Annotated in this window: 24 protein-coding genes; 6 read left to right on the forward strand and 18 right to left on the reverse strand. The window is 31.8% G+C overall.

The features are described 5' to 3' along the window. Positions 1–19: 19 nt before the first annotated feature. Positions 20–553, reverse strand: a complete 534-nt coding sequence (rpoE, locus tag J3R86_RS09375; protein WP_207517069.1) for a DNA-directed RNA polymerase subunit delta — start codon at positions 551–553, stop codon at positions 20–22. A gap of 111 nt (positions 554–664) precedes the next feature. Next, entirely contained in the window at positions 665–1,525 is an 861-nt protein-coding gene (locus J3R86_RS09380) for a GNAT family N-acetyltransferase (RefSeq protein ID WP_207518544.1), read from the reverse strand. A 361-nt stretch (positions 1,526–1,886) separates the two neighbouring features. On the opposite strand from J3R86_RS09380, the gene coaW reads away from it, so the two are divergent. Beyond that, entirely contained in the window at positions 1,887–2,690 is an 804-nt protein-coding gene (gene coaW, locus J3R86_RS09385) for a type II pantothenate kinase (RefSeq protein WP_207517070.1), read from the forward strand. A 77-nt stretch (positions 2,691–2,767) separates the two neighbouring features. Here the strand turns inward: coaW and J3R86_RS09390 are convergent, their stop codons facing one another. The 3 genes from J3R86_RS09390 to J3R86_RS09400 all read right to left on the reverse strand — a co-directional run bounded on the left by J3R86_RS09390 (position 2,768) and on the right by J3R86_RS09400 (position 6,032). Further along, positions 2,768–3,439: a DUF2750 domain-containing protein gene (locus J3R86_RS09390; RefSeq protein ID WP_207517071.1), complete on the reverse strand. Its 672-nt coding sequence runs from the start codon at positions 3,437–3,439 to the stop codon at positions 2,768–2,770. A 212-nt stretch (positions 3,440–3,651) separates the two neighbouring features. Next, a complete protein-coding gene (gene ldmS / locus J3R86_RS09395; RefSeq protein ID WP_207517072.1) occupies positions 3,652–4,848 on the reverse strand; it encodes an L-aspartate--L-methionine ligase LdmS in 1,197 nt (398 codons plus the stop codon). Next, positions 4,848–6,032: a M20 family metallopeptidase gene (locus J3R86_RS09400; RefSeq protein ID WP_207517073.1), complete on the reverse strand. Its 1,185-nt coding sequence runs from the start codon at positions 6,030–6,032 to the stop codon at positions 4,848–4,850. The genes ldmS and J3R86_RS09400 overlap by 1 nt, the downstream gene beginning before the upstream one ends. A 259-nt stretch (positions 6,033–6,291) precedes the next feature. On the opposite strand from J3R86_RS09400, the gene J3R86_RS09405 reads away from it, so the two are divergent. Continuing rightward, a complete protein-coding gene (locus J3R86_RS09405) occupies positions 6,292–6,753 on the forward strand; it encodes an S-ribosylhomocysteine lyase (RefSeq protein WP_207517074.1) in 462 nt (153 codons plus the stop codon). Between the two features lie 554 nt (positions 6,754–7,307). On the opposite strand, the gene J3R86_RS09410 is transcribed toward J3R86_RS09405, so the two are convergent. The 4 genes from J3R86_RS09410 to deoC form a co-directional block, all read right to left on the reverse strand. Beyond that, on the reverse strand, positions 7,308–7,658 hold the full coding sequence (locus J3R86_RS09410; protein ID WP_207517075.1) for a DoxX family protein: 351 nt from the start codon (positions 7,656–7,658) through the stop codon (positions 7,308–7,310). 1 nt (position 7,659) lies between these two features. Beyond that, complete coding sequence (gene deoB / locus J3R86_RS09415; protein WP_207517076.1) at positions 7,660–8,844, reverse strand: phosphopentomutase; 1,185 nt, start codon at positions 8,842–8,844, stop codon at positions 7,660–7,662. Positions 8,845–8,856: 12 nt separating this feature from the next. Then, positions 8,857–10,158 carry a pyrimidine-nucleoside phosphorylase gene (locus J3R86_RS09420; protein WP_207517077.1) on the reverse strand — a complete coding sequence of 434 codons (1,302 nt, stop codon included), beginning with the start codon at positions 10,156–10,158 and terminating at the stop codon, positions 8,857–8,859. Positions 10,159–10,382: 224 nt separating this feature from the next. Continuing rightward, positions 10,383–11,045, reverse strand: a complete 663-nt coding sequence (deoC, locus tag J3R86_RS09425; RefSeq protein WP_207517078.1) for a deoxyribose-phosphate aldolase — start codon at positions 11,043–11,045, stop codon at positions 10,383–10,385. A 296-nt stretch (positions 11,046–11,341) separates the two neighbouring features. On the opposite strand from deoC, the gene deoD reads away from it, so the two are divergent. Next, positions 11,342–12,052, forward strand: a complete 711-nt coding sequence (deoD, locus tag J3R86_RS09430) for a purine-nucleoside phosphorylase (protein ID WP_207517079.1) — start codon at positions 11,342–11,344, stop codon at positions 12,050–12,052. 343 nt (positions 12,053–12,395) lie between these two features. Here the strand turns inward: deoD and J3R86_RS09435 are convergent, their stop codons facing one another. The 6 genes from J3R86_RS09435 to J3R86_RS09460 form a co-directional block, all read right to left on the reverse strand. Then, positions 12,396–12,842: a Dps family protein gene (locus J3R86_RS09435; RefSeq protein WP_207517080.1), complete on the reverse strand. Its 447-nt coding sequence runs from the start codon at positions 12,840–12,842 to the stop codon at positions 12,396–12,398. 211 nt (positions 12,843–13,053) lie between these two features. Next, on the reverse strand, positions 13,054–13,467 hold the full coding sequence (locus tag J3R86_RS09440; RefSeq protein ID WP_207517081.1) for a thiol-disulfide oxidoreductase DCC family protein: 414 nt from the start codon (positions 13,465–13,467) through the stop codon (positions 13,054–13,056). Positions 13,468–13,772: 305 nt separating this feature from the next. Continuing rightward, positions 13,773–15,146: an EVE domain-containing protein gene (locus J3R86_RS09445; RefSeq protein ID WP_207517082.1), complete on the reverse strand. Its 1,374-nt coding sequence runs from the start codon at positions 15,144–15,146 to the stop codon at positions 13,773–13,775. 277 nt (positions 15,147–15,423) lie between these two features. Beyond that, positions 15,424–15,654: a calponin homology domain-containing protein gene (locus tag J3R86_RS09450; RefSeq protein WP_207517083.1), complete on the reverse strand. Its 231-nt coding sequence runs from the start codon at positions 15,652–15,654 to the stop codon at positions 15,424–15,426. 31 nt (positions 15,655–15,685) lie between these two features. Further along, positions 15,686–16,624 (reverse strand): type I phosphomannose isomerase catalytic subunit, encoded by a 939-nt coding sequence (locus J3R86_RS09455; protein WP_207518545.1) that lies wholly within the window; start codon positions 16,622–16,624, stop codon positions 15,686–15,688. A 588-nt stretch (positions 16,625–17,212) separates the two neighbouring features. Continuing rightward, on the reverse strand, positions 17,213–17,866 hold the full coding sequence (locus J3R86_RS09460; protein WP_207517084.1) for an SDR family oxidoreductase: 654 nt from the start codon (positions 17,864–17,866) through the stop codon (positions 17,213–17,215). A gap of 138 nt (positions 17,867–18,004) precedes the next feature. Here J3R86_RS09460 and J3R86_RS09465 point away from each other — a divergent pair, with 138 nt between their 5' ends. Together J3R86_RS09465 and czrB are read left to right on the forward strand one after the other, a co-directional pair. After that, a complete protein-coding gene (locus J3R86_RS09465) occupies positions 18,005–18,325 on the forward strand; it encodes an ArsR/SmtB family transcription factor (protein WP_207517085.1) in 321 nt (106 codons plus the stop codon). 1 nt (position 18,326) lies between these two features. Beyond that, positions 18,327–19,316 carry a cation diffusion facilitator family transporter gene (gene czrB / locus J3R86_RS09470; RefSeq protein WP_207517086.1) on the forward strand — a complete coding sequence of 330 codons (990 nt, stop codon included), beginning with the start codon at positions 18,327–18,329 and terminating at the stop codon, positions 19,314–19,316. Positions 19,317–19,477: 161 nt separating this feature from the next. Here czrB and J3R86_RS09475 read toward each other — a convergent pair whose 3' ends face one another. Then, positions 19,478–20,212 carry a metallophosphoesterase family protein gene (locus J3R86_RS09475; RefSeq protein ID WP_207517087.1) on the reverse strand — a complete coding sequence of 245 codons (735 nt, stop codon included), beginning with the start codon at positions 20,210–20,212 and terminating at the stop codon, positions 19,478–19,480. A 129-nt stretch (positions 20,213–20,341) separates the two neighbouring features. On the opposite strand from J3R86_RS09475, the gene J3R86_RS09480 reads away from it, so the two are divergent. Next, positions 20,342–21,463: a YtxH domain-containing protein gene (locus J3R86_RS09480; RefSeq protein ID WP_207517088.1), complete on the forward strand. Its 1,122-nt coding sequence runs from the start codon at positions 20,342–20,344 to the stop codon at positions 21,461–21,463. Positions 21,464–21,641: 178 nt separating this feature from the next. On the opposite strand, the gene J3R86_RS09485 is transcribed toward J3R86_RS09480, so the two are convergent. Beyond that, complete coding sequence (locus J3R86_RS09485; RefSeq protein WP_207517089.1) at positions 21,642–22,499, reverse strand: HAD family hydrolase; 858 nt, start codon at positions 22,497–22,499, stop codon at positions 21,642–21,644. Positions 22,500–22,566: 67 nt separating this feature from the next. Continuing rightward, positions 22,567–23,349 carry an ABC transporter ATP-binding protein gene (locus J3R86_RS09490; RefSeq protein ID WP_207517090.1) on the reverse strand — a complete coding sequence of 261 codons (783 nt, stop codon included), beginning with the start codon at positions 23,347–23,349 and terminating at the stop codon, positions 22,567–22,569. Positions 23,350–23,507 lie beyond the last annotated feature (158 nt).

Below are 23,507 nucleotides of genomic sequence, written 5' to 3' on the forward strand. Positions count from 1 at the left end.
TAAAAGTCAATTATTAAATTTAATCGTTAAAATCTTCTTCGTCTTCAAACGCTTCTTCATCTTCTTCTAATTCATCTTCATCGTCTTCTTCAATAACGATATCTGCATGATTAATTTCTTCTTCAACAGGCTCATCTTCTGGATCATTTAATGTTTCTTGATCATCAGTTTCAGCTGGGATATCATCATCGTCATCTAATTCATCTTCACCTAATAATTTAAGATTTTGATCTTCTTCGTCATCATCATCTAAAATATCAAATTTTTGAATTGTAGGCGCTATTTTTTCTTCAATATCGTCAACTGAATACCAATCACGTAATCCCCATAAATTTTCACCAACATTTAAGAAACGGCCATCCGTATTTAAGTCAGTATAAAATTGTACGACACGTGTTTCGATATCTTCATATTCATAATCACCTAACGCTCTAAACTCATCGATGATATCATATAAGTTCATTGTTTCGCCTTTATCATTTAATAAAGTATAAGCCATATCGATAAATGATTTCTCATCAACCATTTCTTTTGTATAATCTTGAATTTTCATTGCCCAATACTTCCTTTCAAAGGATATTATCTTAATTTATACGTTTTAATTCATTTATATATAGTAACAAAACTAAATTATAAATGACAATATGATATTTCGCAATCACTGTTAATAATTTAAATACTTTTCATAAACGACATAGTCTTCAGTTTGTTCTATTTCAACAAAATTACTATTAATACATAATGCTTTAAATTCATTATTCTGTCCAAATAAAATCATAGACATAACTGTTAAGTTATCATAATTTTTTCGTAAATATGTAGGTAGTTGACGCAAGGCGCTTGAACCTATACCGTTAAAACGATATGTTTTATCTACTTCAATAGCTTCAATATTCATACGTGAACCATCTTGTTTAAGTGCAATGAAACCCACCTTGTTGTCGTCGATAATTAAGTTGATAATATGTACATTCGTTATATCTGACCGACTTTCTTCAACTAATCGTAAAGAAGACACATGTTTAGAATCTAAATCTAAATAATATAACCTTTCTTTTCCAATTGGGCCTTCCTCTTTGGTTGCTGTATGCATGAATCCGCCACGTTCATATAAATTCCACGCGTTATCATTTTCAGCATCGACAACCAAATATAAATGATTAAAATCTGGAAATAATTGTTGTACATATTGTGGTAACGACATCATAATTTTTGTACCATAACCATATCCTTGAAAACGTTCATTAATTGATAATGAACGAATATAAACTACATTTTCAGGTGTATCATACCCCTCATGTTGATAATATTGATGTAGCACGAAGAAACCTACAACATCACCTTGATCATTTATAGCAACATTAGCTATTCTATCTGGATCTTGTAATGCATCGTCAATTACCGTTTTGGGTAGCGACGAATATATTTGTTGTCTGTCATTTAATTCAAACGCATTAATTTGAGCACGATACTGTTCATCAAATGCTTTTAAAGTTATACCTTCAAAATGTAATGTTTTATCCATATTCATTGTAATATCCCCTATCGTTTCAATTGTTTAAAACCCCATTTAATTGTAACCATCTTAATAAAATATTACTATTACTTACCCATATTCTCGAGCCTTTATACACCATTAAAAGTTGCGCCTGAGACAAAAAGCATTTTACATTTAATTTAAAGTGTTTGGCAGTAACTGTCTGGTTTTCAAAGCGTTGATAAATCACCATTCTGAAAACCTAGTCAGTCTTGCCGGGGTGGGATGACGAAATAAATTTATTTCTATCTCACTCCCAACTTCTATGCTAAATTGTCAACTTCCTCTTGTAATTTAGCTATTTTACTATACTATTATTTAAGAATATAAATAATAAGGTGGGAATAGTATGAAAGTTGGCATTGATGCTGGAGGTACGTTAATCAAGATCGTTCAAGAGCAAGATAACCAACGTTTTTATAGTACTGAATTAACTAAAGATATAGATAAAGTTATTGAATGGCTAAACCAACAAACTATTGAACAAATAAGTCTAACTGGTGGCAATGCTGGAATAATTGCTGAAAATATATCTCAGCCTAGTCAAATTCATGTTGAATTCGATGCAGCATCTAAAGGTTTAAGTATGTTACTTAAAGATCAAGGTCATGATATATCACAATACATATTTGCCAATGTCGGAACTGGTACGTCATTACATTATTTTGATGGTCACGAACAACGACGTGTTGGTGGTATTGGAACTGGTGGCGGTATGATTCAAGGTTTAGGTTACTTATTAACACAATTGACTGATTACACTGAACTGACTAACCTTGCGCAACATGGCGATAGAAATACCATTGATTTAAAAGTAAAACATATTTATAAAGATACGGAACCACCTATTCCTGGTGATTTAACCGCTGCAAATTTTGGTAATGTATTACATCATTTAGATGCTGATTTTAATGCAAGTAATAAACTGGCATCAGTTATCGGAGTTGTTGGCGAGGTTATCACTACTATGGCGATTACCGTCGCACGCGAGTTTAATACTGATAATATTGTCTATATTGGTTCATCGTTTAACAATAATCAATTATTACGCGAAGTAGTAGAAGATTATACAGTCTTAAGAGGATGCAAACCATTTTATATTGAGCATGGTGCATTTTCTGGCGCAATTGGGGCTTTATATTTAAATCAATAAAATCTAAGTGCATAGTAAAAACCATGACTAAACGATATACTTACGAAACATCGAGTCATGGTTTTATTTTTATAATATTAAAATGTTAGTTCATTAGAAAGTTTTTGAGCTGAAATAACTGTACCTACTACACCTGATTTCAAATCAATAGCAACTGCTTTATTATCATCTCGTAATTCATCTAACCAGTCGCTAAATACAGAACCTTCTATTGTGATTAAGTCACACTCTTCAAAATCTTCATCACGAACTTTTGCTGCTCTATTCTTAATACTCCATACTGGCATTATATATGGTTTTTCATTTTCATCATCATTTTCACTAATAAGAATAAATTGCTTATACCCTTTTTTAGTTAAACCATATACTTCATCATATTTAGCAACATCTTGTACAAATTCTTTGATACGAATTTTATCTAATTCAGTCATTAATTCTTGTGTTACATTAACAACATTTACTAATATTCCATCATCTTCTGAAGTATGATTTATCAGTACTTTATCTTGATCATCAAACAAATCATCTAGCTCGTAAGTCGCGAAACGATCGACATCCATTCTTACTACTTTATCAAATGGAACTTGTTCATTTGTCAGGTAAGATGTTGCCATTTCTTCATCTGTCCATACAGCAACATAAGATACACCTTCGTAATCTAAACGGACTAGTCGCTTATTTTTAGAGGCAAAATAGATATATTCATTTATTAATATATCTCTAAAAAACGAATACGTTTTATATGACATCATAGACCCTCACTTTTTTATAATCATTACTTCAAATACTAAATGACACAATCTTTATAGTCAATGTTATGTTAAAACATTTATTTCCATTATCATAATATTGAACATTACAAAAAAATGACGGCTAGCACGATAATAACTTTTAAAAAATGTGTCAATATAAAATCGAGTAGCCAATCACCGTAATGAATAACGTATGATTGGCTTTATAGTTAGTTGTTATTTGTGATATCTGCTAAAAATTGTTGTTCTTTGCGAATAATCTCATCTTTAGAGTCACCGTGCCAAATACATCCAAATCTCGAATTGACTTTATCTTTACCATACCAATCACCATCATAATATGATAAAGGATATAATACGCCCTGCTTAATGTAACGTAAAATGGTTTGGAAAAAGTGTTCATTATCACCTTGAGAATGGTAACTATAAAATTTTTGATACCCTTGTTTTAATTCTTTAGATAACAATAACATGCTTGTTGAACCATTTTGTCTAAAATTTAAATCAATAGCATAGACGTTATCATTGTCATCTAACAATAAATCAAAACCTGCTATACCAAAAAAGCCATGATTAACACCGATTTCCATAATATGTCTTCCTGCTTCAATCACATGTTGTGGTACTTCTTGCGCATTTTCATTACCATTATAAAAACCATAACGATCTGTTAATTGTGTCGCAGAACCGATATATTGAATACCTATTTCTTCTGAATAAGCAAACTGTACACAATAATTTTGTCGTTCATTAATTTTTTGTTCAATTATTAGTGACTCTGTTTCATCAGTTGCTTCTTGTATACGTTGAGTAGCTTTAGCTAAATCTTCGTCATTATAACAAATCATCACGCCATAACCACCAGCAGTTGGCAAATCATCCCCTGGTTTAATAACAAATGGATAATCCCAATGCTTAATACGTTGTTCGAAATCTTCAATGGCTACGATTTCTCTATTAGGAAGATACTTGCCATCAGTCCATTCTGGAATTCGCGCTTTATTATTTAATGCTACAAAGACATCCTTATCAAGCGCATAATACTTTTTATTTAAAATCGTTTCGTCATGTATATATTGAAAATATAATTTTTTATGTTGTTCGTATGCTAATTTTTGAATCAACTGCTCATATGATTGTTGATTATTAAATGTATATATCTGTTGTGGTACTTCTTTATTTATCGCCTTAAATAGTATGTCAAGTTTATCTGTAACACTTGCTTCATGAACAATGACAGGAAACTGATTGGCAATTAGTAATTCTCTGCCAGTCAAAAAGTTAGATTGATGTTCATCTGGTTTTAACCATGGATTAGATATATATGATGGTCTTGATGAATAAACAACATCTTCATTATATAAATCACTTAGAGTTAATAAAGGCTCATAAATTGTATTAGTCATTACTTCCCATTCCCTTTCACATGTGCATGCTCATCTTTTATTTCTTTTAATAATTGCGGGTGCTCAATTAGCTCCAAACTCATTAACACCATTATCTTTGCACCATTGATTAAAGCTTGATCACCATGTACACTAGCTGCTGCTTCTCTAAAACGGTGTGTATGTCCAACTAAATTTCTAGAACCTATTTTAATATGTGGATGTATAGTCGGAACGATGTGACTAACATTACCCGTATCTGTAGAGCCATAACCAAAATCATCATCAATGACTGCTTCTCCAATCTCTACAGCATATTTTTCAAATAAATCATCAAGTTTAGGTGCTTTGATAAATTCATTTACGCCATTTTGAATTGGTCCAAATTCATAATCACAACCTGTTTGTATTGCTGCTCCTTTAGCAATTTGCTTAACTTTTTCAGTTAAGATATCTAATTCCTTTCTCGTCATTGCACGTGTATAAAAACGTGCATGAGTATAATCAGGAATAATGTTTGCAGCTTGACCACCATCAAGTATGACACCATGAACACGTTGATCTTTTTTAATATGTTGTCTTAATTGTGCTACGCCATTGAAATAACTGATCATGGCATCAAGGGCATTTAAAGCTTCATCCGCATTTTCAGAGGCATGAGCACTTTTACCATAAAATTTAACGTCTAGAACATCTACAGCCAAAGTATTAATGGTCTTATATGTTTCATTGCCCGGATGTATCATTAAAGCAACATCAATTTGATCAATAATGCCAGCTTTAACATAAGATGCTTTAGCACTACCATTTTCCCCACCTTCTTCAGCTGGGCAACCAAGTACGACAATTTTCCCTCCTATACGATCAATCACTTGTTTTAATGCAATCCCTGCTAAGACACTTGCAGTACCAATAATATTATGTCCGCACGCATGTCCTAAACCTGGTAATGCATCGTATTCAGCAAGAAATCCGATTGCTGGACCTGGTTTATCTGCTTCATATGTTGCAATAAACCCTGTCGCATGACCCGCAATATCTGTTTCAATATCAAAATTGTTATCTTTAAGTTGATCAATTAAAATACGTGAAGCAAATATTTCTTCGTTACCTAACTCTGGTCGTTCATGTATTCTATGACTTATTTCAATATACTTATATTTATTTGTCTCTATATAATCTAATAGTTGTTGTTTTATTTCCATTTTATAAAATCTCCCTTTTCCGCCCTATATATCATTAAATCAATATGTCATTGAGTTGTTTAAAATTAATTATTACTTATTCTATCGGTTTTGTTCATAGATGTCATCTAATTTTTCGTTTATTTACTAAATTTTCTAACAATTCAAAAGACTAAGGTACTTTTTAAGTATTCAAATTGTAAATTTAGGAAGCTATTGATACAATCAACATATTATCAATACTTTAGTTTATTGCTTATTTATATAGGAGGAATTAACAATGACAAAAATGAACGTCGAAAGTTTTAACTTGGATCACACGAAAGTCGTTGCACCATTTATTCGCTTGGCAGGAACAATGGAAGGTTTAAATGGGGATATGATTCATAAATATGATATTCGTTTCAAACAACCAAATAAAGAACATATGGAAATGCCTGGATTACATTCTTTAGAACATTTAATGGCAGAAAATATTAGAAATCATAGTGACAAAGTTGTTGATTTAAGCCCAATGGGATGTCAAACAGGTTTCTATGTTTCATTTATTAATCATGATGACTATGAAGATGTCTTAAATATCGTTGAAGCAACACTAAAAGATGTCTTAAATGCAACAGAAGTACCAGCATGTAATGAAGTACAATGTGGATGGGCAGCTAGCCACTCATTAGAAGGTGCCAAAGAAATCGCACAAGCATTTTTAGATAAACGCAATGAATGGAACAAAGTATATGGTTAGAGCTAGTTAGATTTACAATCTTTACTAGCTCTTATGCAGTTGCACGAATAGTGTCAACTGTAATCCTTTAGTTTTGATTTTTAATCAATAGAACTTCTTATGCAATTGTTAGAGTTTCTGCTATCTTGGTAGCTAGAAACTCTTATGCAGTTTATTATGAATTAATAAACTGTAAACCTTTTTCAAACCAATTGTAATCCTTTATTTTTGATTTTTAATCTTTAGTAGCTCTTATGCAGTTGCACGAATAGTGTCAACTGTAATCCTTTAGTTTTGATTTTTAATCAATAGAACTTCTTGGGAGTGAGATAGAAATAAATTTTAAAAATTTATTTCGTAATATCACCCCGGCAAGACTGACTAGGTTTGTAAAACGTTGAATTGTCAACGTTTTATAATCCAGACAGTTACTGCCAATTGTTAGAGTTTCTGCTATCTTGGTAGCTAGAAAATCTTGCGGCTAGGACAAAAAGCATTTTTCACAGCAACCAATTATATTCCATAAAAATAACGCAGAAGTTGAAACATTCAAGTTTCGACCTCTGCGTTTAATTTTATAATTTCTTAATGATACTCATAAGTACAAATTGTAATGGTAGTCTTGCGTATAGTTGCCATGTTGGCAATTGTTTATCTCCTAAAGGCAACTTTTTAACTGCCATATAAATATTAGCTGGAAATACTGCTAATAAGAATAAATTTATAGCTGTTTTTAACCATTGTGCTGGGCGCTTAACTAATAATGCGATACCAAAGAAAATTTCAAAAACACCAGTTACTAAAACTGCAGTTTTTCTTAAAGGTAAGCTCTTGGGGATAATATTTCTAAATTTCGGCTCACTTGTAAAGTGTAACACCCCTATCGCACTAAAACTTATACCTAATAAATATCTTAGTAATTTCAACTTATTCATCTCCAATTTCTTTTAAATAACTTTTACCATATTGTGGTAGCTCTACGTTGAAATTATCTGCGATTGTTGCACCAATTGAACTAAATGTTGTATCACCTTCTAATGCATGTCCACCTTTAAATTTCGGACTATACATTAACACCGGTATATATTCTCTAGTATGATCTGTGCCATCAGCGGTTGGATCATTACCATGATCTGCTGTAATTATGACTAAGTCGTCTTCTTGTAAATGACTAAATAATTCTGGTAAACGTTCATCAAAATCTTTGATTGCTTGAGCGTAACCTGGTTTATCACGACGATGGCCATATAATGCATCGAAATCAACAAGATTTAAGAAACTAATACCATTAAAATCTTGTTGTACAACTTTAATAAGTTGATCCATACCATCCATATTACTCTTAGTACGAATCGCTTCCGTCACACCTTCGCCATCATAAATATCATTAATTTTACCAATAGCAATCACATCATAACCCGCATCTTTCAAACTATTCATTACTGTTTTACCGAAAGGTTTCAAAGCATAATCATGTCGATTAGATGTTCTTGTGAAGTTACCAGGCTCACCAACATATGGTCGTGCAATAATACGACCAATTAAATATTTAGGATCTTTAGTTAATTCGCGAACCTTTTCACAAATATCATATAATTCTTCTAAAGGAATAATATCTTCATGTGCAGCAATTTGCAATACAGGATCTGCACTAGTGTAGACGATTAAATCACCAGTTTTCATTTGATGTTCGCCCCACTCATCAATAATTTGAGTTCCAGAAGCAGGTCTATTGGCAACTACTTTACGACCAGTCATATCTTCAATTTCTTTAACTAATTCGTCTGGAAAACCATCAGGATAGACTTTAAATGGTTGCATAATGTTTAAGCCCATAATTTCCCAATGTCCCGTCATCGTATCCTTACCTACCGAAGCTTCACTTAATTTAGTATAAAATGCTTGTGGTTGATCTACAGCTGAAATAACAGGTAGATCGTCAATATTGCCTAATCCTAAGTTCTCAAGGTTAGGTAATGATTGTTCAAAGCCTTCTAACGTATGTCTTAAAGTATGTGCGCCTTCATCATTAAAATCAGCAGCATCAGGGCCTTCGCCAATACCTACCGAATCCATAACAATAAGGTGAATTCTTTTAAATGGTTTAGTCATTTTCTCCAACTCCTAGTCAGTAATTATTTTATGAATTAATGTTGGTGAAACATTGTTATTTGAGATAGTAATACTTTCATCTAATTTTTGTAATACATCATCAACATTTTGTCGATTACTATGAATCGTCAATAAAGATTCTCCTTGTTCTACTTTATCCCCAATCTTCTTATTTAAAACAATTCCAACAGCTAAATCAATATCATCTTCCTTAGTAAGACGTCCTGCACCTAGCATCATTGATGCCACACCAATATTATTAGAAATTAATTGTGTAACATATCCTGATTGCTGCGCCTGATATTCAATTTGATATGTTGCTTGAGGTAACTTTTCAGGATGATCTACAATGGTAGCATCTCCACCTTGGTTGATAATAAATTGCTTGAATTTGTCTAAAGCTGCACCAGATTGAATTGCTTGTTGCAGTTTTGCTCTTGCTTCATCCAATGTTTCAGCTTGTTGCGCTAAGACAACCATCTGTGAACCTAATGTTAACACCAATTCAGTTAAATCTTTAGGACCATTACCTTTCAATGTATCAATGGCTTCTTGCAATTCAAGTGCATTGCCAATGGCACGTCCAAGTGGTTGATCCATATCCGAAATAATCGCCATCGTTTTTCTACCTACATTATTACCGATACGAACCATTGCATGTGCTAGTGCTTCAGAATCTGCCAACGTTTTCATAAAGGCACCACTGCCAGTTTTAACATCTAGAACAATAGCATCTGCACCAGCAGCAATTTTTTTACTCATTATAGAGGAAGCTATTAATGGTATTGAATTAACTGTTCCTGTCACATCTCTTAAGGCATATAATTTTTTATCCGCCGGTGTTAAATTTCCTGATTGTCCTACAACCGCTACTTTATTATCGTTAACTAATTTTACAAAGGTATCTTCATCTATTTCAACATGAAAACCATCGATAGATTCTAGTTTATCAATCGTTCCACCTGTATGACCAAGACCTCGACCACTCATTTTTGCTACAGGTACACCAACAGCAGCAACTAATGGTGCTAAAACTAATGTTGTTGTATCACCAACGCCTCCAGTAGAATGTTTATCTACTTTAATACCGTTAATAGCACTTAAATCAATGACATCACCAGAATTTACCATCGCCATTGTTAGAGCAGCTCGTTCATCATCATTCATATCTTGAAAATATATTGCCATTGCTAAACTTGATGCCTGATAATCAGGTATATCCCCATTAACATACCCTTCAATAAAAAAGTTAATTTCTTCTGTTGTTAAAGCGTGACCGTCTCTTTTCTTTTCAATTATGTCTATCATTCTCATAACTATCATCCTTTGTTATAGATTTTAAGAGCTGTAATCGACTATCAAGATATGATGACATTTATCAACTCGCCATATAACAATAGCCTCAGATGTTTCCCGATCATTCCCAGTTATTGAATTGCTATCTCTTTGAAATTCCAACTAATCAATTAAGTATGATGTTCTATGAACAATTTCATTCTATTACAGTTATGTTTAGCTATTTCGTCTAAAGTCTAATTTTAGTAATCTGTATCACTATTTAACCCTTGTATAATTTGAACGCCTGCACTGGCACCAATTCGTGTTGCACCGCTTGCTACCATTTTATTAAAATCATCTAAATTACGTACACCACCAGACGCCTTAACTTCTAACGCATCACCAACTGTGTCTTTCATTAATTTTACGTCTTCAGGTGTGGCACCTCCACCAGCAAATCCTGTTGATGTTTTCACAAAATGAGCACCTGCTTCTTTAGTTAGTTCACTAGCTTTGACAATTTCATCTTTCGTTAGTAATACTGTTTCAATAATTACTTTAACCGTATGATTGTCAGCAGCTTCTACTACTGCGCGAATATCATTTTTGACATCATCATAGCGTTGATCTTTTAAAGCTCCGATATTCATAACCATATCGATTTCATTTGCTCCATTATTAATAGCATCTTTCGTTTCAAACACTTTAGTCGCTGTCGTTGATGCTCCTAGTGGAAATCCTATAACTGTACATACTAGTACATCTGTATCCGCAAGTTGTTTAGCTGCATTAGCTACATGCGTTGGATTAACACATACGGATTTAAAATGATACGTTGTCGCCTCGTCAATAATACGATTAATTTGTTCAGTCGTTGCTTCTGGCTTTAATAATGTATGGTCAATATATTTAGCATATTCCATAGAAAAGCCCTCCTTTATATTTGATTACAAAAATATATTTGTTTTACTCTATTAATTAATCATTCCCCATAACAATGATTACATATATGTGTCATAAGCTGAAGTTACCCTTAAGCCACAATGTCACTCAGCGTTATTTGTCCATATTTAACACACTTCACTTAAATACAGTTAATTAACTAACTAATCATTAATATATTTTTATAATTCTTTAATTCTATAGTACAAAAATTCGCAAAAAAGTGAAACTAATGTTATCTTAAAATTATTAATGAGTATTAAGGAGAAGATTACATATGACAAATGGAACACCACATATCCAACCTAATGGAACAAAAATTGCTAAAACAGTGTTAATGCCTGGAGATCCTTTACGTGCTAAATACATTGCTGATCATTTTTTAGAAAATGTTGAACAATTTAACGATGTTAGAAACATGCTAGGCTATACTGGAACATATAAAGGTAAAGAAGTCTCAGTCATGGGATCTGGTATGGGAATCCCTAGTATTGGTATATACTCATACGAACTTTATAATTTCTTTGATGTTGATACCATTATCCGTATCGGTTCTTGTGGCGCATTACAAGAAAATGTTAACTTATATGATGTCATTATTGCTCAAGCAGCTTCAACTAATTCTAACTATGTCGATCAATATAATATTCCAGGACATTTCGCACCAATTGCTGATTTTGACTTAATGACAAAAGCTAAAAATGTTGCTGATCAAATTGGCGCAACTTCTCATGTTGGTAACGTCTTATCATCTGATACATTTTATAATGCAGATTCAACATTCAATGATAACTGGAAAAAAATGGGGATCTTAGGAATTGAAATGGAATCTGCTGGTTTATATTTAAATGCAATTCATGCAGGTAAAAAAGCTTTAGGTATCTTTACTGTAAGCGATCATATTTTACGTGACGAAGCAACAACACCTGAAGAACGTCAAAATTCTTTCACACAAATGATGGAAATTGCATTAGAAATCGCTGAATAAATTAAATTTAATGCCGATGATAAATGTAGCTATTACTGCATATCATGGTTCTCTCCCAAATTGGCCTGATACATAATTATTTTTTAAGCCTCACTTTCCTAGGGTGCTGTCTCAGCCTGTAGTCTTCGACTAGCACTGCTCCCTCAGGAGTCTCGGCTTCAAAACAATTTATATACTAAATTATTCATTTTTTATTTATCAGTACTGAAAAATAGAGAACCCATATCATCGGCATTTTTCAACTAAAAAAGGATACATACGTATTACAGAAATTAGACTTTAATCTAACAATGTAATACGTCATGTATCCTCTATTTATTATTATAAAGTTTCAATTGCTAACTTAGTTACCTAAGTATGATTGTAACATCCAGTTATGTTTATCAACTGATGTTTGCATACCGATGAACATATCTTCAGACACATCATCACCAGCATTACCAGCTGTTTCAATTGCTGTTTCTAATTGTTTAGAAATATTAGAGAAGTCTTTAGATAATTCTTCAACCATTTGTTCAGCAGTATAACCTTTACCTGCTTCTTTAACGATTGATTGTTCTAAACTTTCTGTTAGTGTACCTACTGGATTACCACCTACAGCAAGAATTCTTTCAGCTAAATCATCTACGTATTGACTTGCTTCATTATACAACTCTTCAAATTTAACATGTAGTGAGAAGAAGTTAGGTCCTTTAACATACCAATGGAAATTGTGTAATTTCGTATAAGCTACTGTCCAGTTTGCTACTTGTTGGTTTAAATCTTTTACTACATCTTGTTGGTTACTCATTATATCATTCGCTCCTTAAAATTAATTTTTCTCTTTGTTTACAATAATTATTATATTATAATAATTCTAATCTGTAAAGTGGTTTTTCATAATTATATTTTTCAACCATTAAAATTCTGTCAAAATGGTGAATTTAGCACAAAAATAATACTGTTCACTAAACACTATATTTAATATTATACACCACATTATCAATTAGCAAGTAATTTTATCAATTAGTTAACTTATATTTCACATTATCATCTAGGAAAAATGATTTATCATAAGTTGTCGGCGGTTGCCAAATCGTCTTCCACATTTTATCTCTATTGTTAGCAAATAAACGATACCCTAAATTTCTCAGCGGTTTAGGTACTAACCACAACAGTATTCCTAACAATTTATTATAATTTGGTAATGTTAACAGTAAGTGAATAATCGCTTGTGATTCATATAATAACGTGTCACCTTGTTGAACTATGACACTGTTTTTATTTATAGCTTGTGGGTGTTGCTCAAAAAACTGCTGTCCAATCTTACCTTTAATCGTGGCAAATTCAATATCCTTTGGTAAGCCATGTCTTATAAGCCAAATAACATAATTGTAGCAATAAATACAGTTGCCATCATAATAAACAATCGTCATCACTATCCACTCCTTTGTGAACCTAATATATACTTTGCCTTCTTTTATTAAAACTAAACAATTATTCACATTTATCTCTTAAAAGTCATTCATTTGTCATAATGTTGAATATAAATTTATATCTATCTTTTCTACTAATTTGGGTTCTCTAACAAATCGGACTGATACATAATTAAATTTTCATTTTAAATTATTTATTTTTTATCTATCAGTCCTAAAAAATAGAGAACCCTAATTTGATGTACTAAAAGGGCAATAAAGACTTGTTAACCAAATCTTTATTGCCCTTGTCTCTGTATGATGAATTAGTCGTGTTGATTAACTTTGACGATACGTGTATATTTTAAAAATTGAGTTGAGTATTTCTTTTTAATTTCATCAAGACTATCATACGTCACACCTACAATATGCCAGTTAGGATTAAAGTGATAAAACGAATCTTTTTGTCTTGACCACTTAATCATATTACCGTCTTTATTATATCTAGGTAATGTTACTTCGTATCCCTCTAATACATTAATATAGGTTTGGAATATATCAGGATCAATACGATTAAAATTATCAATGACTAAATAACTTTTATCTTTTTTAGGCATAAGTTGTGTTATAAAGCCTTCACGATAATATAACGCTCCCGCTTCATTTGGTAAATACTTACCATAAAGCATATCCTCTGAAAAATCAGGATGTCCAGTAGTTATAACCGGATTAGCATTCGCTTTTTGTAACAAATCTTGCGCTGCTTTTAAGCCTTCTTCTTTATCATCAACAACTAATAAGATAAATGGTTTCACTGTTTCTTCTTGTTCATCATCAAGTACATTTGTTTTTTTCACCATTTCAAACGGTGATTTCAAACCATTATGACTCATATCCAAGATAGCGTCGTATTGTGCTTGCGACATACTAGCAATGGCTTGTTTGGCATTTTCTTGTAAAAAATATAAATTTTTTAATTTAGGATGCTTATTTAAAGCACTTAATGTGATAGGCGTAATATTTTTGTCATAATAAACCTCTATTGCAGTACTGTTGGTTCTACCTGGAATGGGTGGTTTTTCATGAATATGCTTTGATACTTCCCCAATACCAACGACAGATTGGTCTTTCTTTTTGTTGTAAAAAATAATATTGTCGCCTTCTTCAAGTTGCGTATAAAAATGATAACCATTGCGTTTTATACCATTATAAGTATGTGTAAATATTGTGTAATGATTACCTGGTTCAAATTCTTCTGTTTCAGATAAAAAGAAGTAGCGTGGAATTTTAATGTCTCCACGACCTAATCCACTAATCAGATGAAATTCATCTTCAGTAATTTGATTAAATAGCGTTTCTTTCATATTATTCATACGGAATTCTAACGCTTCACTACGTTTTAAATAATCTGTAGTTAGTGATTTTAATTGTTCGTCAAAGCGAAATTGTACACGTATCTTATTTTGTGCACCTGTCTCCACACTAATAATTTCACCACAACCAAGTAGTCCTGTATCAGTTTGCACTTGATAAAAGATGACTTGATCACCAACTTTAGCTTTCTTAAACGCTCTAAAACCTTGAGATGGATTAAAATGTGCACCTGATTCAAACAATGTTGTTTGACCTACCAAAGGTTCATTATGATTCCAACGGTTATATCCACAATTCAACCAAAAGTAATTTGTTTCCTCTGTCATCTTCATACTCCTTATCTCACTAATTGTTATATTATCAATACAATTTTACCTGTTTAATTAGTCCATTTTTATGTTCTTTAATAAATTTTTCATCAATAAGTATATTGTCTTATTTCCTGTTTCAATCAATTATAATAAACGTTGCAATAAAAACAGTTATCAATATTTTAACATATTTATTTTGCGATAAAACTAAAAAAAGACATCTCTGATGATACACAATTTGTATAACGAGATGTCAATGTTGCTATAATATCCAAATATGTCCTTATGCTGTTTATGCTGGTGTCATAAATGTTCCACACATAGGTAAAAGATTAATCAATATACCACCAAATTTTAGCGACGAACTAATATTTTTATCTTTAAATGTTAGAATCGTACTTATTACACCTATGATTGATACGAAACGCGGCACCCACATGGATGGGTATTGTGGCATATGTAAAAAGACACCCAATCCTGATATAACACCACAAATTAACGCTATATATAAAAACTGTTTCACTTAAAAATCTCTCCCAGATAGTATATGTTGTCTAAATATAACTTATCATTAACGTAAAGTCACCTTCAAAAACACTATCTAAATCTTCTGAGGTTAAAATAAAACTTGTTCCCATCATTAATTTAAAGATAGCACCATCAACAATAACTTGACCTTCACCTTCTAAAACAGTGACTAAGCAAAATTCTCTAGGTTTCATATAGTTCAAGGTTCCAGAAACTTCCCACTTTACTAAAGTAAAGAAATCGTTAGACACGATATGTGTGCATTTGTGATTTTCTATAATTTCCGTTTCAGGCACAATATTAGGTAGAGGTGCATTATATTCGATAACATCTAAAGCCTTCTCTATTTCTAATGGTCTATCAACTTGGTATTGGGCTTGACGATTGTAATCATAAACTCGATATGTGATATCTGATGACTGCATTGTCTCATAGGCTAGAATCCCGGCCGTTAATGTATGCACACTACCTGCTGGTATAAAGTAAAAGTCTCCAGGCTTTACATCAATATATCTTAAGCCTTCTTCCACTGTTTGTGCTTCAATATGTGCTTCAAATTGTTCTCTAGATTGTAATTCAGTACCAATTACAATTTGTGCCCCTTCTGTTGCATCAATAATATACCAACATTCTGATTTCCCATATTGCCCATGTTCATGTTCATAAGCATAAGAATCATCAGGATGTACATGTACGGATAATGATTCTTGTGCATCAACAATTTTAGTTAATAATGGAAAATCTTTACTAGGAAAATCTCCAAATAATTCTCGATGTTCTGCCCATACTTGATCAAGTGATTGACCTTGGTAAGGTTCATTTGTGATGATACTTTTCCCATTGGGATGTGCAGACACACACCAACATTCACCTATATGATCATGGCTTAAAGTATAACCAAATTCTCCCAAACGTTGGCCACCCCAAGGCTTTTCTTTTAAAATTGGTTGTAAAAATAACGGCATTGTCATACCTACACTGCACATATCATTTTCTATATTTTAATTCTTCAGTTCATACTCCCTCAATAACATCTTTTAAATCATGTCACTGCGTAACTCTATATGTATATCAATCGTAATCTATTAACTATATGTGATTGTATCATATTTTTAACGATACAAGATAAAGATCGTTTATTTTTAATCATTAATGTAAACATTTACATTGTTATAATAATGAACTTTAAGCTTTGGTTAACCGATACGATTTCTAGTGCAATTTATTATAACAACCATTAACCAACTTTGATAGTTGTATCATATTTAGTGCAAATATTGATAATTGTCAGGCTCCTTTTATTGTAAACTCCTTTTATTGTAAAAAATAAAACAATTGTTTTATTTAAATTTTATTATTACTCATACAAATATAGTTCCTCCCAAATTAGACTGATACACCATTGTTCACTTTTTATTTATCCGTCCTAAAAATTAGAGAACCACAAGTATCCGTCATTGGCTTATAATATTTAAAATACGCTCAACAAATTAGATAATGTACTAACTTGTTGAGCGCATGCTAGATTTTTTTAATGATAATAACTAATGTTACTATTTATATTTTGCTAAAGCTTCTTTGACAGTTGAATCTCCACTAATCACTTGGAATTCTTGATTTTTAAAACCGTCTGATAGCACAACTTCTTTTAAAACAGTTGCCACATCTTCTCTTGGTATAGAACCTACACCTTCAAAATATAAATCTGTTTCAACTTTACCTGTTCCTGCATCATTCGTTAATGCACCTGGATGAACGATAGTATATGTTAAACCAGAACGTCTTAAATAGTCATCTGCATAGTGCTTAGCAATTGTGTATGGTTTTAAAGCTCCACTTGCATCAAAAGCTTGGCGTCTAGAATCATAAGTAGATACCATGATATATTGTTGAACATTAGCTTCTTTACTGGCAATCATAGATTTAACAGCTCCATCTAAATCGATAATAATGGTTTTATCATCACCAGTACTTGCTCCTGAACCAACTGAGAAAATAACTTTATCAAAACCTTTGAAAGTCTCAGTTAACGTTTCAATTGAATCATTTTCAACATCAACTAATACTGCATTAATATTTTGAGCTTGTAAATCTTTTAGTTGTTCAGCTTTTCTAATACCTGCAGTAAACGATGCGTTGTCTTCAACAAGCTGTTGCACTAAATAAGAACCTACGCCACCATTTGCGCCAATAACTAATGTATTCATCTTTACATCCTCCTTTTGTATGTCATTACAACACATACCACCTGTGATAACAAATAAACAGCATACCCATTGACATGACAGTCATTTCATATTAAATTAATATATGAACACATATTCATATGAAAGGATTGTCATATTTTGAAACAACATGATAACTCTACATACAATGAAACATTAGAGCGTGTCACAGATATATTCAAAGCATTAGGTGATTTGAATCGCTTACGTATTATGGAATTATTATCACAAGGTGAAGCAAGTGTCGGCCATATTTCTCATACTTTGAATTTATCTCAATCAAATGTGTCACATCAGTTGAAACTGTTAAAAAGCGTCCAATTAGTTACTTCTAAAAGGCAAGGACAATCTATGATATATTCATTAGACGACCAACATGTTGCAACGATGTTAAAACAAGCAATTGACCATGCAAATCATCCAAAAGAAGGTGTTAAATAAGATGTCACATTCACATCATCATCATGACCACCATAGTCATGTTACAACAAATAATAAAAAAGTATTATTCTTATCATTTTTAATTATTGGTATATATATGATTGTAGAAATTGTTGGGGGCTTTTTATCCAATAGTTTAGCACTATTATCAGATGGTATTCATATGTTTAGTGATACCTTTTCACTGGGTGTAGCACTGATTGCATTTATTTATGCTGAAAAAAATGCTACTACAACTAAGACCTATGGCTACAAACGTTTTGAAATATTAGCTGCATTATTTAATGGTGTGGCACTTTTCATCATTAGTGCATTAATCGTCATTGAAGCAATTAAACGTTTCTTTGCACCATCACACGTTCAATCTCAAGAAATGATGATTATTAGCATTATTGGTTTAATCGTTAATATTGTGGTGGCTTACTTAATGTTTAAAGGTGGAGATACTTCCCATAATTTAAATATGCGAGGCGCCTTTTTACATGTTATTGGTGACCTGTTAGGTTCTATAGGTGCTATTGTGGCAGCTATTTTAATCTGGGCTTTTGGTTGGACCATTGCTGACCCTATTGCTAGTATTTTGGTTTCAGTTATTATTTTAAAAAGCGCATGGGGTATTACTAAATCTTCTATTAATATTTTGATGGAAGGAACACCAAATGATGTCAATTTAACCGAAGTCATTAATGCAGTTACAAAAGATCATCGTGTTCATAGTGTCCATGATTATCATGTATGGACGATTTCAAATGATATGAATGCATTAAGTTGTCATGCTGTTGTTGATCGTTCATTGACAATGGAAGCGTGTGAACAATTATTAGAATCGATCGAACATGATTTATTACATCTCAATATTCATCATATGACCATACAATTAGAAACACCTAATCATAAACATGATGAATCTACATTATGTTCAGGTGGACATCAGCATTTACACGAACATCACGAAGACGATAATCATAAACACGCATCACATCACCATTAATCAAATAAAAATAGTCCTAGCAATGAAATTAATTCAGACGATTGCTAGGGCTATTTTTTGATATGCAATTACTACATTGTAATCTTTATCATGTATTTTCAACCAATACTTACTTGTTGGCAATGATAATCAAAGACAGTATTTCATCGGTAACAAGGTAGTTACATAAATTTATCAAAAATTAATTCTGTCGCTGGAACCTTTTTCTCTTTAAAACCTTTAATAAACTCTTCATCATCGTATTGTAATTTAACACGTTCAATATTAATACCGTGTTCGCTAATTGTGACGATACCATAAACTGTATTGGCACCATTATTTAGCCCTACTGAACCAGGATTAAAATAGATTGTTGATTTATCATCAAACAGATGCAATCTATGATTATGGCCAAAAACAATGAGATCCGCTTCTTTATCCGCAAAGAGTTCAGACATTGCTTGTTCTTCGTCTTTTGCTATAGGACTAAATGGTACTTGATCAATTGGCTCTTCCAACATATCATTAGTAATTTCATAATGAATAAATAGTACCTTTTTACCACAAATATCTTCTTCTATATATCTAGGTAAGTCATTTAATACATCATAATATTCTTCATCCAGATGAGATTCAATCCAGTGATGATGCTCATAAAATTTATCATATAAATCTTTAGGATATGGCGTACCATTTACAACCGACATAATTGCCTCATCATGATTTCCTGCTATCATTACCATATCTTGTCTTTCAAATATCATATCTAATACTTTATTCGTTTCGTGACCGATACCGATATTATCTCCTAAATTATAAATTTTATCGATATCTCCACGTCGATCTATATCATCTAACACGCGTTCTAGTGCATCTGCATTTCCATGAATATCAGTTATAATTGCAAATTTGCGCATGACATATCCCCCACTTTTATAGTAATTTTAGCATATTGTAACATTTCAATCGTCTTTTTATAAGATATTGATATGAAAATAAAAGGATTTTTGATATTGTATTTATATGAAGAAAAGGAGTGCATATCATTGTTCACATATTATAAATCCGCATTTAAAAATGCAAAACCACAAAATTTAATCACACTGATATTTACAATTATTGCATTTGCGGTTGTATATATTGCATCTGCATTTGTCAGACAACTATTGACTAACGCAATTATGCCATTAAGTTTATACGCTCAATTCGGACAACAAGTCCCACCAGTAATGTATATTCAAATTGCTATTATCCTGTTAATTGCAGTACTATTAACTTTATTTATTGGTTATCAACTTATTGTTGGTGCCATTAATGTCATGACAAGAGCTATCAAAAAAGACAAAGTTCATTTTACAGACTTATTCTTTAGCTTTAAAAAAGGTCGTTATTTAAAAAGTGTTGTCTTAGCATTATTAACGACAGTTATTTTTATCGTATTAATGATCGTAACATCATTATTAGGTATGTTATACGGTAAGATTGTTAGTCCTTTATTTACGCAATTACAACAAAGTTTAACAACAAATGATCATCAATTAGCTATTTTAGTGACAGTTCAAATCCTTGTTTTATTGATTACATCATTTATTACTTCAATCTTTGTCTGGGCTACATTAATCGCAATGATTAATTACACAGTTGCTTTTATTGAAAATCCTAGTCAAAAAGTAATGGCAAGTTTTAAAGATGGCTTTAAAGGTATTAAAAATGGTCAAAAAACATGGTTCAAATTCTTTATTGGTGTACTATTAGTCAACTTAATTATTCTTATCATTAATAGACCATTATATTTACTACTACTAGTAGCTACTCAAAACGCATCACAATCATTCGCGCAAATTCTATTAACTACTGTTAAGATTATTACTCTTATCATAAGTATCATCTTATATTATGTTATCATGATGGGTATCATACAGTACTTTGTTAATCGTGGTCATAATGATAAAACGACAAATACTAGTGCTAAAGAAACTAAACATCCAGGTACAACTCAACCATCTAGTAAAAAAGTAACGAACTCTAAGGTAGAAAATAAAATTAATGATACAGTAGATAACAATCAAGATAATAAAGTTAAACAGTCAGTTGATAATAATACAGAAAAGGTTAAAGATGATGTATCATCAACAAAAGATGACATTATCGACAATCATAAACAGTAATTAAGTCAACGATAGTCTGGTTCGTATCATTTTAATTGATCAATCAGATGTTAATTAAAAATCCAGCTCACGCTTAAAATTAAGTGTGAGCTGGATTTTTTGGTTCTCTCCCAAATTGGACTGATACATAAAAATAGGAACCTATTTTTATTGTGTTCTATGAGGTTGATTTGGTGGCTTAGTTATCTAAAAAGTGATGTGCTAGATATTTGGCAGCACCGTCTTCTTCATTCGTATATGTCGTCACATCTTTAGTTAATGTTTGAATTTCTGGGCGTGCATTTTTCATAGCAACAGTATAATGTCCAAATTTAAACATGGCTCTATCATTATCACTGTCACCTATAACTAAAGTTTCATTTTGATGAATTCCAAAATAATCTATCATTTCTTTAATACCTGTACCCTTATCTGTATTAAAGGCCATTGTTTCAGCATTAAATCGTGATGAATTTGATACGCTTATATTTAACAGTACATGATTTTGCTGTAATTCATCCCGGAAATTCGTGATTTTATCTAAATTAGGATTAAATAAATATATTTTAGAATATTCTCCTTCAGGGAATTGATCCACCCATTTAAGTTTTGAACTTAAAGATTCCTTTCTAGCTGCCCATTCACTATGACTTACATTATTAATTGGTTCATCACTACTGATCATTGCTCGCATCCATGTTTCATCTTGTTTTAAAGCCATTCTATGACCTTCAAATGGAAATACCTCATAATAAATCTGCTGTTGTTCTGCCAAGTCAATAATTTGGTTAATTTGTTGCACTGTTAATTCATGTTTAAAAATGTTGTTACCATTTACTTCTCCAGTAGTACCATTTGAGCTAACAATACCATCAACGTCAAAACCTTCAGGTACTAATTGATAAATTTCTGTATACGAACGTCCTGTAGCTAAAAATACTTTCATTCCTTGTTGTCTCAATTGATTAATAACATCTCGTGTATATTCGGTTGCTCGGTTATCTTCATGTAAAATGGTACCATCCATATCTAAAAATATTGCTTTTACGTTATCCATGTTCTCCTCCATTATCAAAGTAATCTTATCTAAATTTTGTCATTAACGGTCAACTTTTGCAAAACTTTTAATCATCTAAAAAGAGTGCGTATCTATGATTCCATGATTTTACCGTGACATTTTGATTGAAAAATTGTGACATCGTTGTAGATGTTAATACGTCTGTTGTTTTGCCTTGCATAAAACATTGTCCATCTTTTAATAACATCATATGATCAAATTGCTGATTAATTTCTTCAATAAAATGTGTCACATAAATCATCGCTAATTGTGGCTGTGCTTGGCATAATGTATTGATTATCTTTAGTAATTCTTCACGTGAGATAAAATCTAAACCTGATGCTGGTTCGTCTAAAATAAGTATCTTAGGTTGTCCCATCAATGCTCTAGCAATCATCACACGTTGTTTTTCTCCAGTTGATAAATAACCGAGATATTGATTTTCAAAGTCTGACATTCCTACGTGTTGAAGCCATTGTCTAGCTTCGTTGATCAAATCATTAGTTACTTCTTTATAGACGCCAATTGATTTAAAAGCACCGCTAATAACAACATCAATAACAATTTCACCTTCTTGAAATTTTTCCATTAAGCTATTGGAGACATAACCAATTTGTTGACGGACTGAATCAGCGGAATATCCAACTTTTCCTGGCGTCATATTAAATAATGTTAATTGACCTTGAGTGATTGAGTCATAAGCATTCAAGATATTTAACAATGTTGTTTTACCTGCACCATTTAAGCCATATAATATCCATTTATCCCCTTCTTCAATTTGCCAATTGATATCATGTAATATTTCTTTACCTTGTTTCATTCGTCCTACATGACTTAATTGAATTAACATACTTCCACCCCTTATTTCGTTACTATATAAATGTTTATCACTAATACAATTTAGAAGTGTTAATAATTTTGAAATTGTGAAAATGATTCCTTTTCATCATTATAGTTTAATTCTGTTATATCTAATAGTATTAAAAACATTTTGAAGCGGCTAGTTAT

Source organism: Staphylococcus simiae (genome assembly GCF_017357005.1).
Lineage (GTDB): Bacteria > Bacillota > Bacilli > Staphylococcales > Staphylococcaceae > Staphylococcus > Staphylococcus simiae_A.

Bases quoted from the DNA above. Each gene is read 5' to 3' on its own strand.
- rpoE (WP_207517069.1), bottom strand. From the start codon at position 553: ATGAAAATTCAAGATTATACAAAAGAAATGGTTGATGAGAAATCATTT.
- J3R86_RS09380 (WP_207518544.1), bottom strand. From the start codon at position 1,525: ATGGATAAAACATTACATTTTGAAGGTATAACTTTAAAAGCATTTGAT.
- coaW (WP_207517070.1), top strand. From the start codon at position 1,887: ATGAAAGTTGGCATTGATGCTGGAGGTACGTTAATCAAGATCGTTCAA.
- J3R86_RS09390 (WP_207517071.1), bottom strand. From the start codon at position 3,439: ATGTCATATAAAACGTATTCGTTTTTTAGAGATATATTAATAAATGAA.
- ldmS (WP_207517072.1), bottom strand. From the start codon at position 4,848: ATGACTAATACAATTTATGAGCCTTTATTAACTCTAAGTGATTTATAT.
- J3R86_RS09400 (WP_207517073.1), bottom strand. From the start codon at position 6,032: ATGGAAATAAAACAACAACTATTAGATTATATAGAGACAAATAAATAT.
- J3R86_RS09405 (WP_207517074.1), top strand. From the start codon at position 6,292: ATGACAAAAATGAACGTCGAAAGTTTTAACTTGGATCACACGAAAGTC.
- deoB (WP_207517076.1), bottom strand. From the start codon at position 8,844: ATGACTAAACCATTTAAAAGAATTCACCTTATTGTTATGGATTCGGTA.
- J3R86_RS09420 (WP_207517077.1), bottom strand. From the start codon at position 10,158: ATGAGAATGATAGACATAATTGAAAAGAAAAGAGACGGTCACGCTTTA.
- deoC (WP_207517078.1), bottom strand. From the start codon at position 11,045: ATGGAATATGCTAAATATATTGACCATACATTATTAAAGCCAGAAGCA.
- deoD (WP_207517079.1), top strand. From the start codon at position 11,342: ATGACAAATGGAACACCACATATCCAACCTAATGGAACAAAAATTGCT.
- J3R86_RS09435 (WP_207517080.1), bottom strand. From the start codon at position 12,842: ATGAGTAACCAACAAGATGTAGTAAAAGATTTAAACCAACAAGTAGCA.
- J3R86_RS09440 (WP_207517081.1), bottom strand. From the start codon at position 13,467: ATGACGATTGTTTATTATGATGGCAACTGTATTTATTGCTACAATTAT.
- J3R86_RS09445 (WP_207517082.1), bottom strand. From the start codon at position 15,146: ATGACAGAGGAAACAAATTACTTTTGGTTGAATTGTGGATATAACCGT.
- J3R86_RS09455 (WP_207518545.1), bottom strand. From the start codon at position 16,624: ATGCCGTTATTTTTACAACCAATTTTAAAAGAAAAGCCTTGGGGTGGC.
- J3R86_RS09460 (WP_207517084.1), bottom strand. From the start codon at position 17,866: ATGAATACATTAGTTATTGGCGCAAATGGTGGCGTAGGTTCTTATTTA.
- czrB (WP_207517086.1), top strand. From the start codon at position 18,327: ATGTCACATTCACATCATCATCATGACCACCATAGTCATGTTACAACA.
- J3R86_RS09475 (WP_207517087.1), bottom strand. From the start codon at position 20,212: ATGCGCAAATTTGCAATTATAACTGATATTCATGGAAATGCAGATGCA.
- J3R86_RS09485 (WP_207517089.1), bottom strand. From the start codon at position 22,499: ATGGATAACGTAAAAGCAATATTTTTAGATATGGATGGTACCATTTTA.
- J3R86_RS09490 (WP_207517090.1), bottom strand. From the start codon at position 23,349: ATGTTAATTCAATTAAGTCATGTAGGACGAATGAAACAAGGTAAAGAA.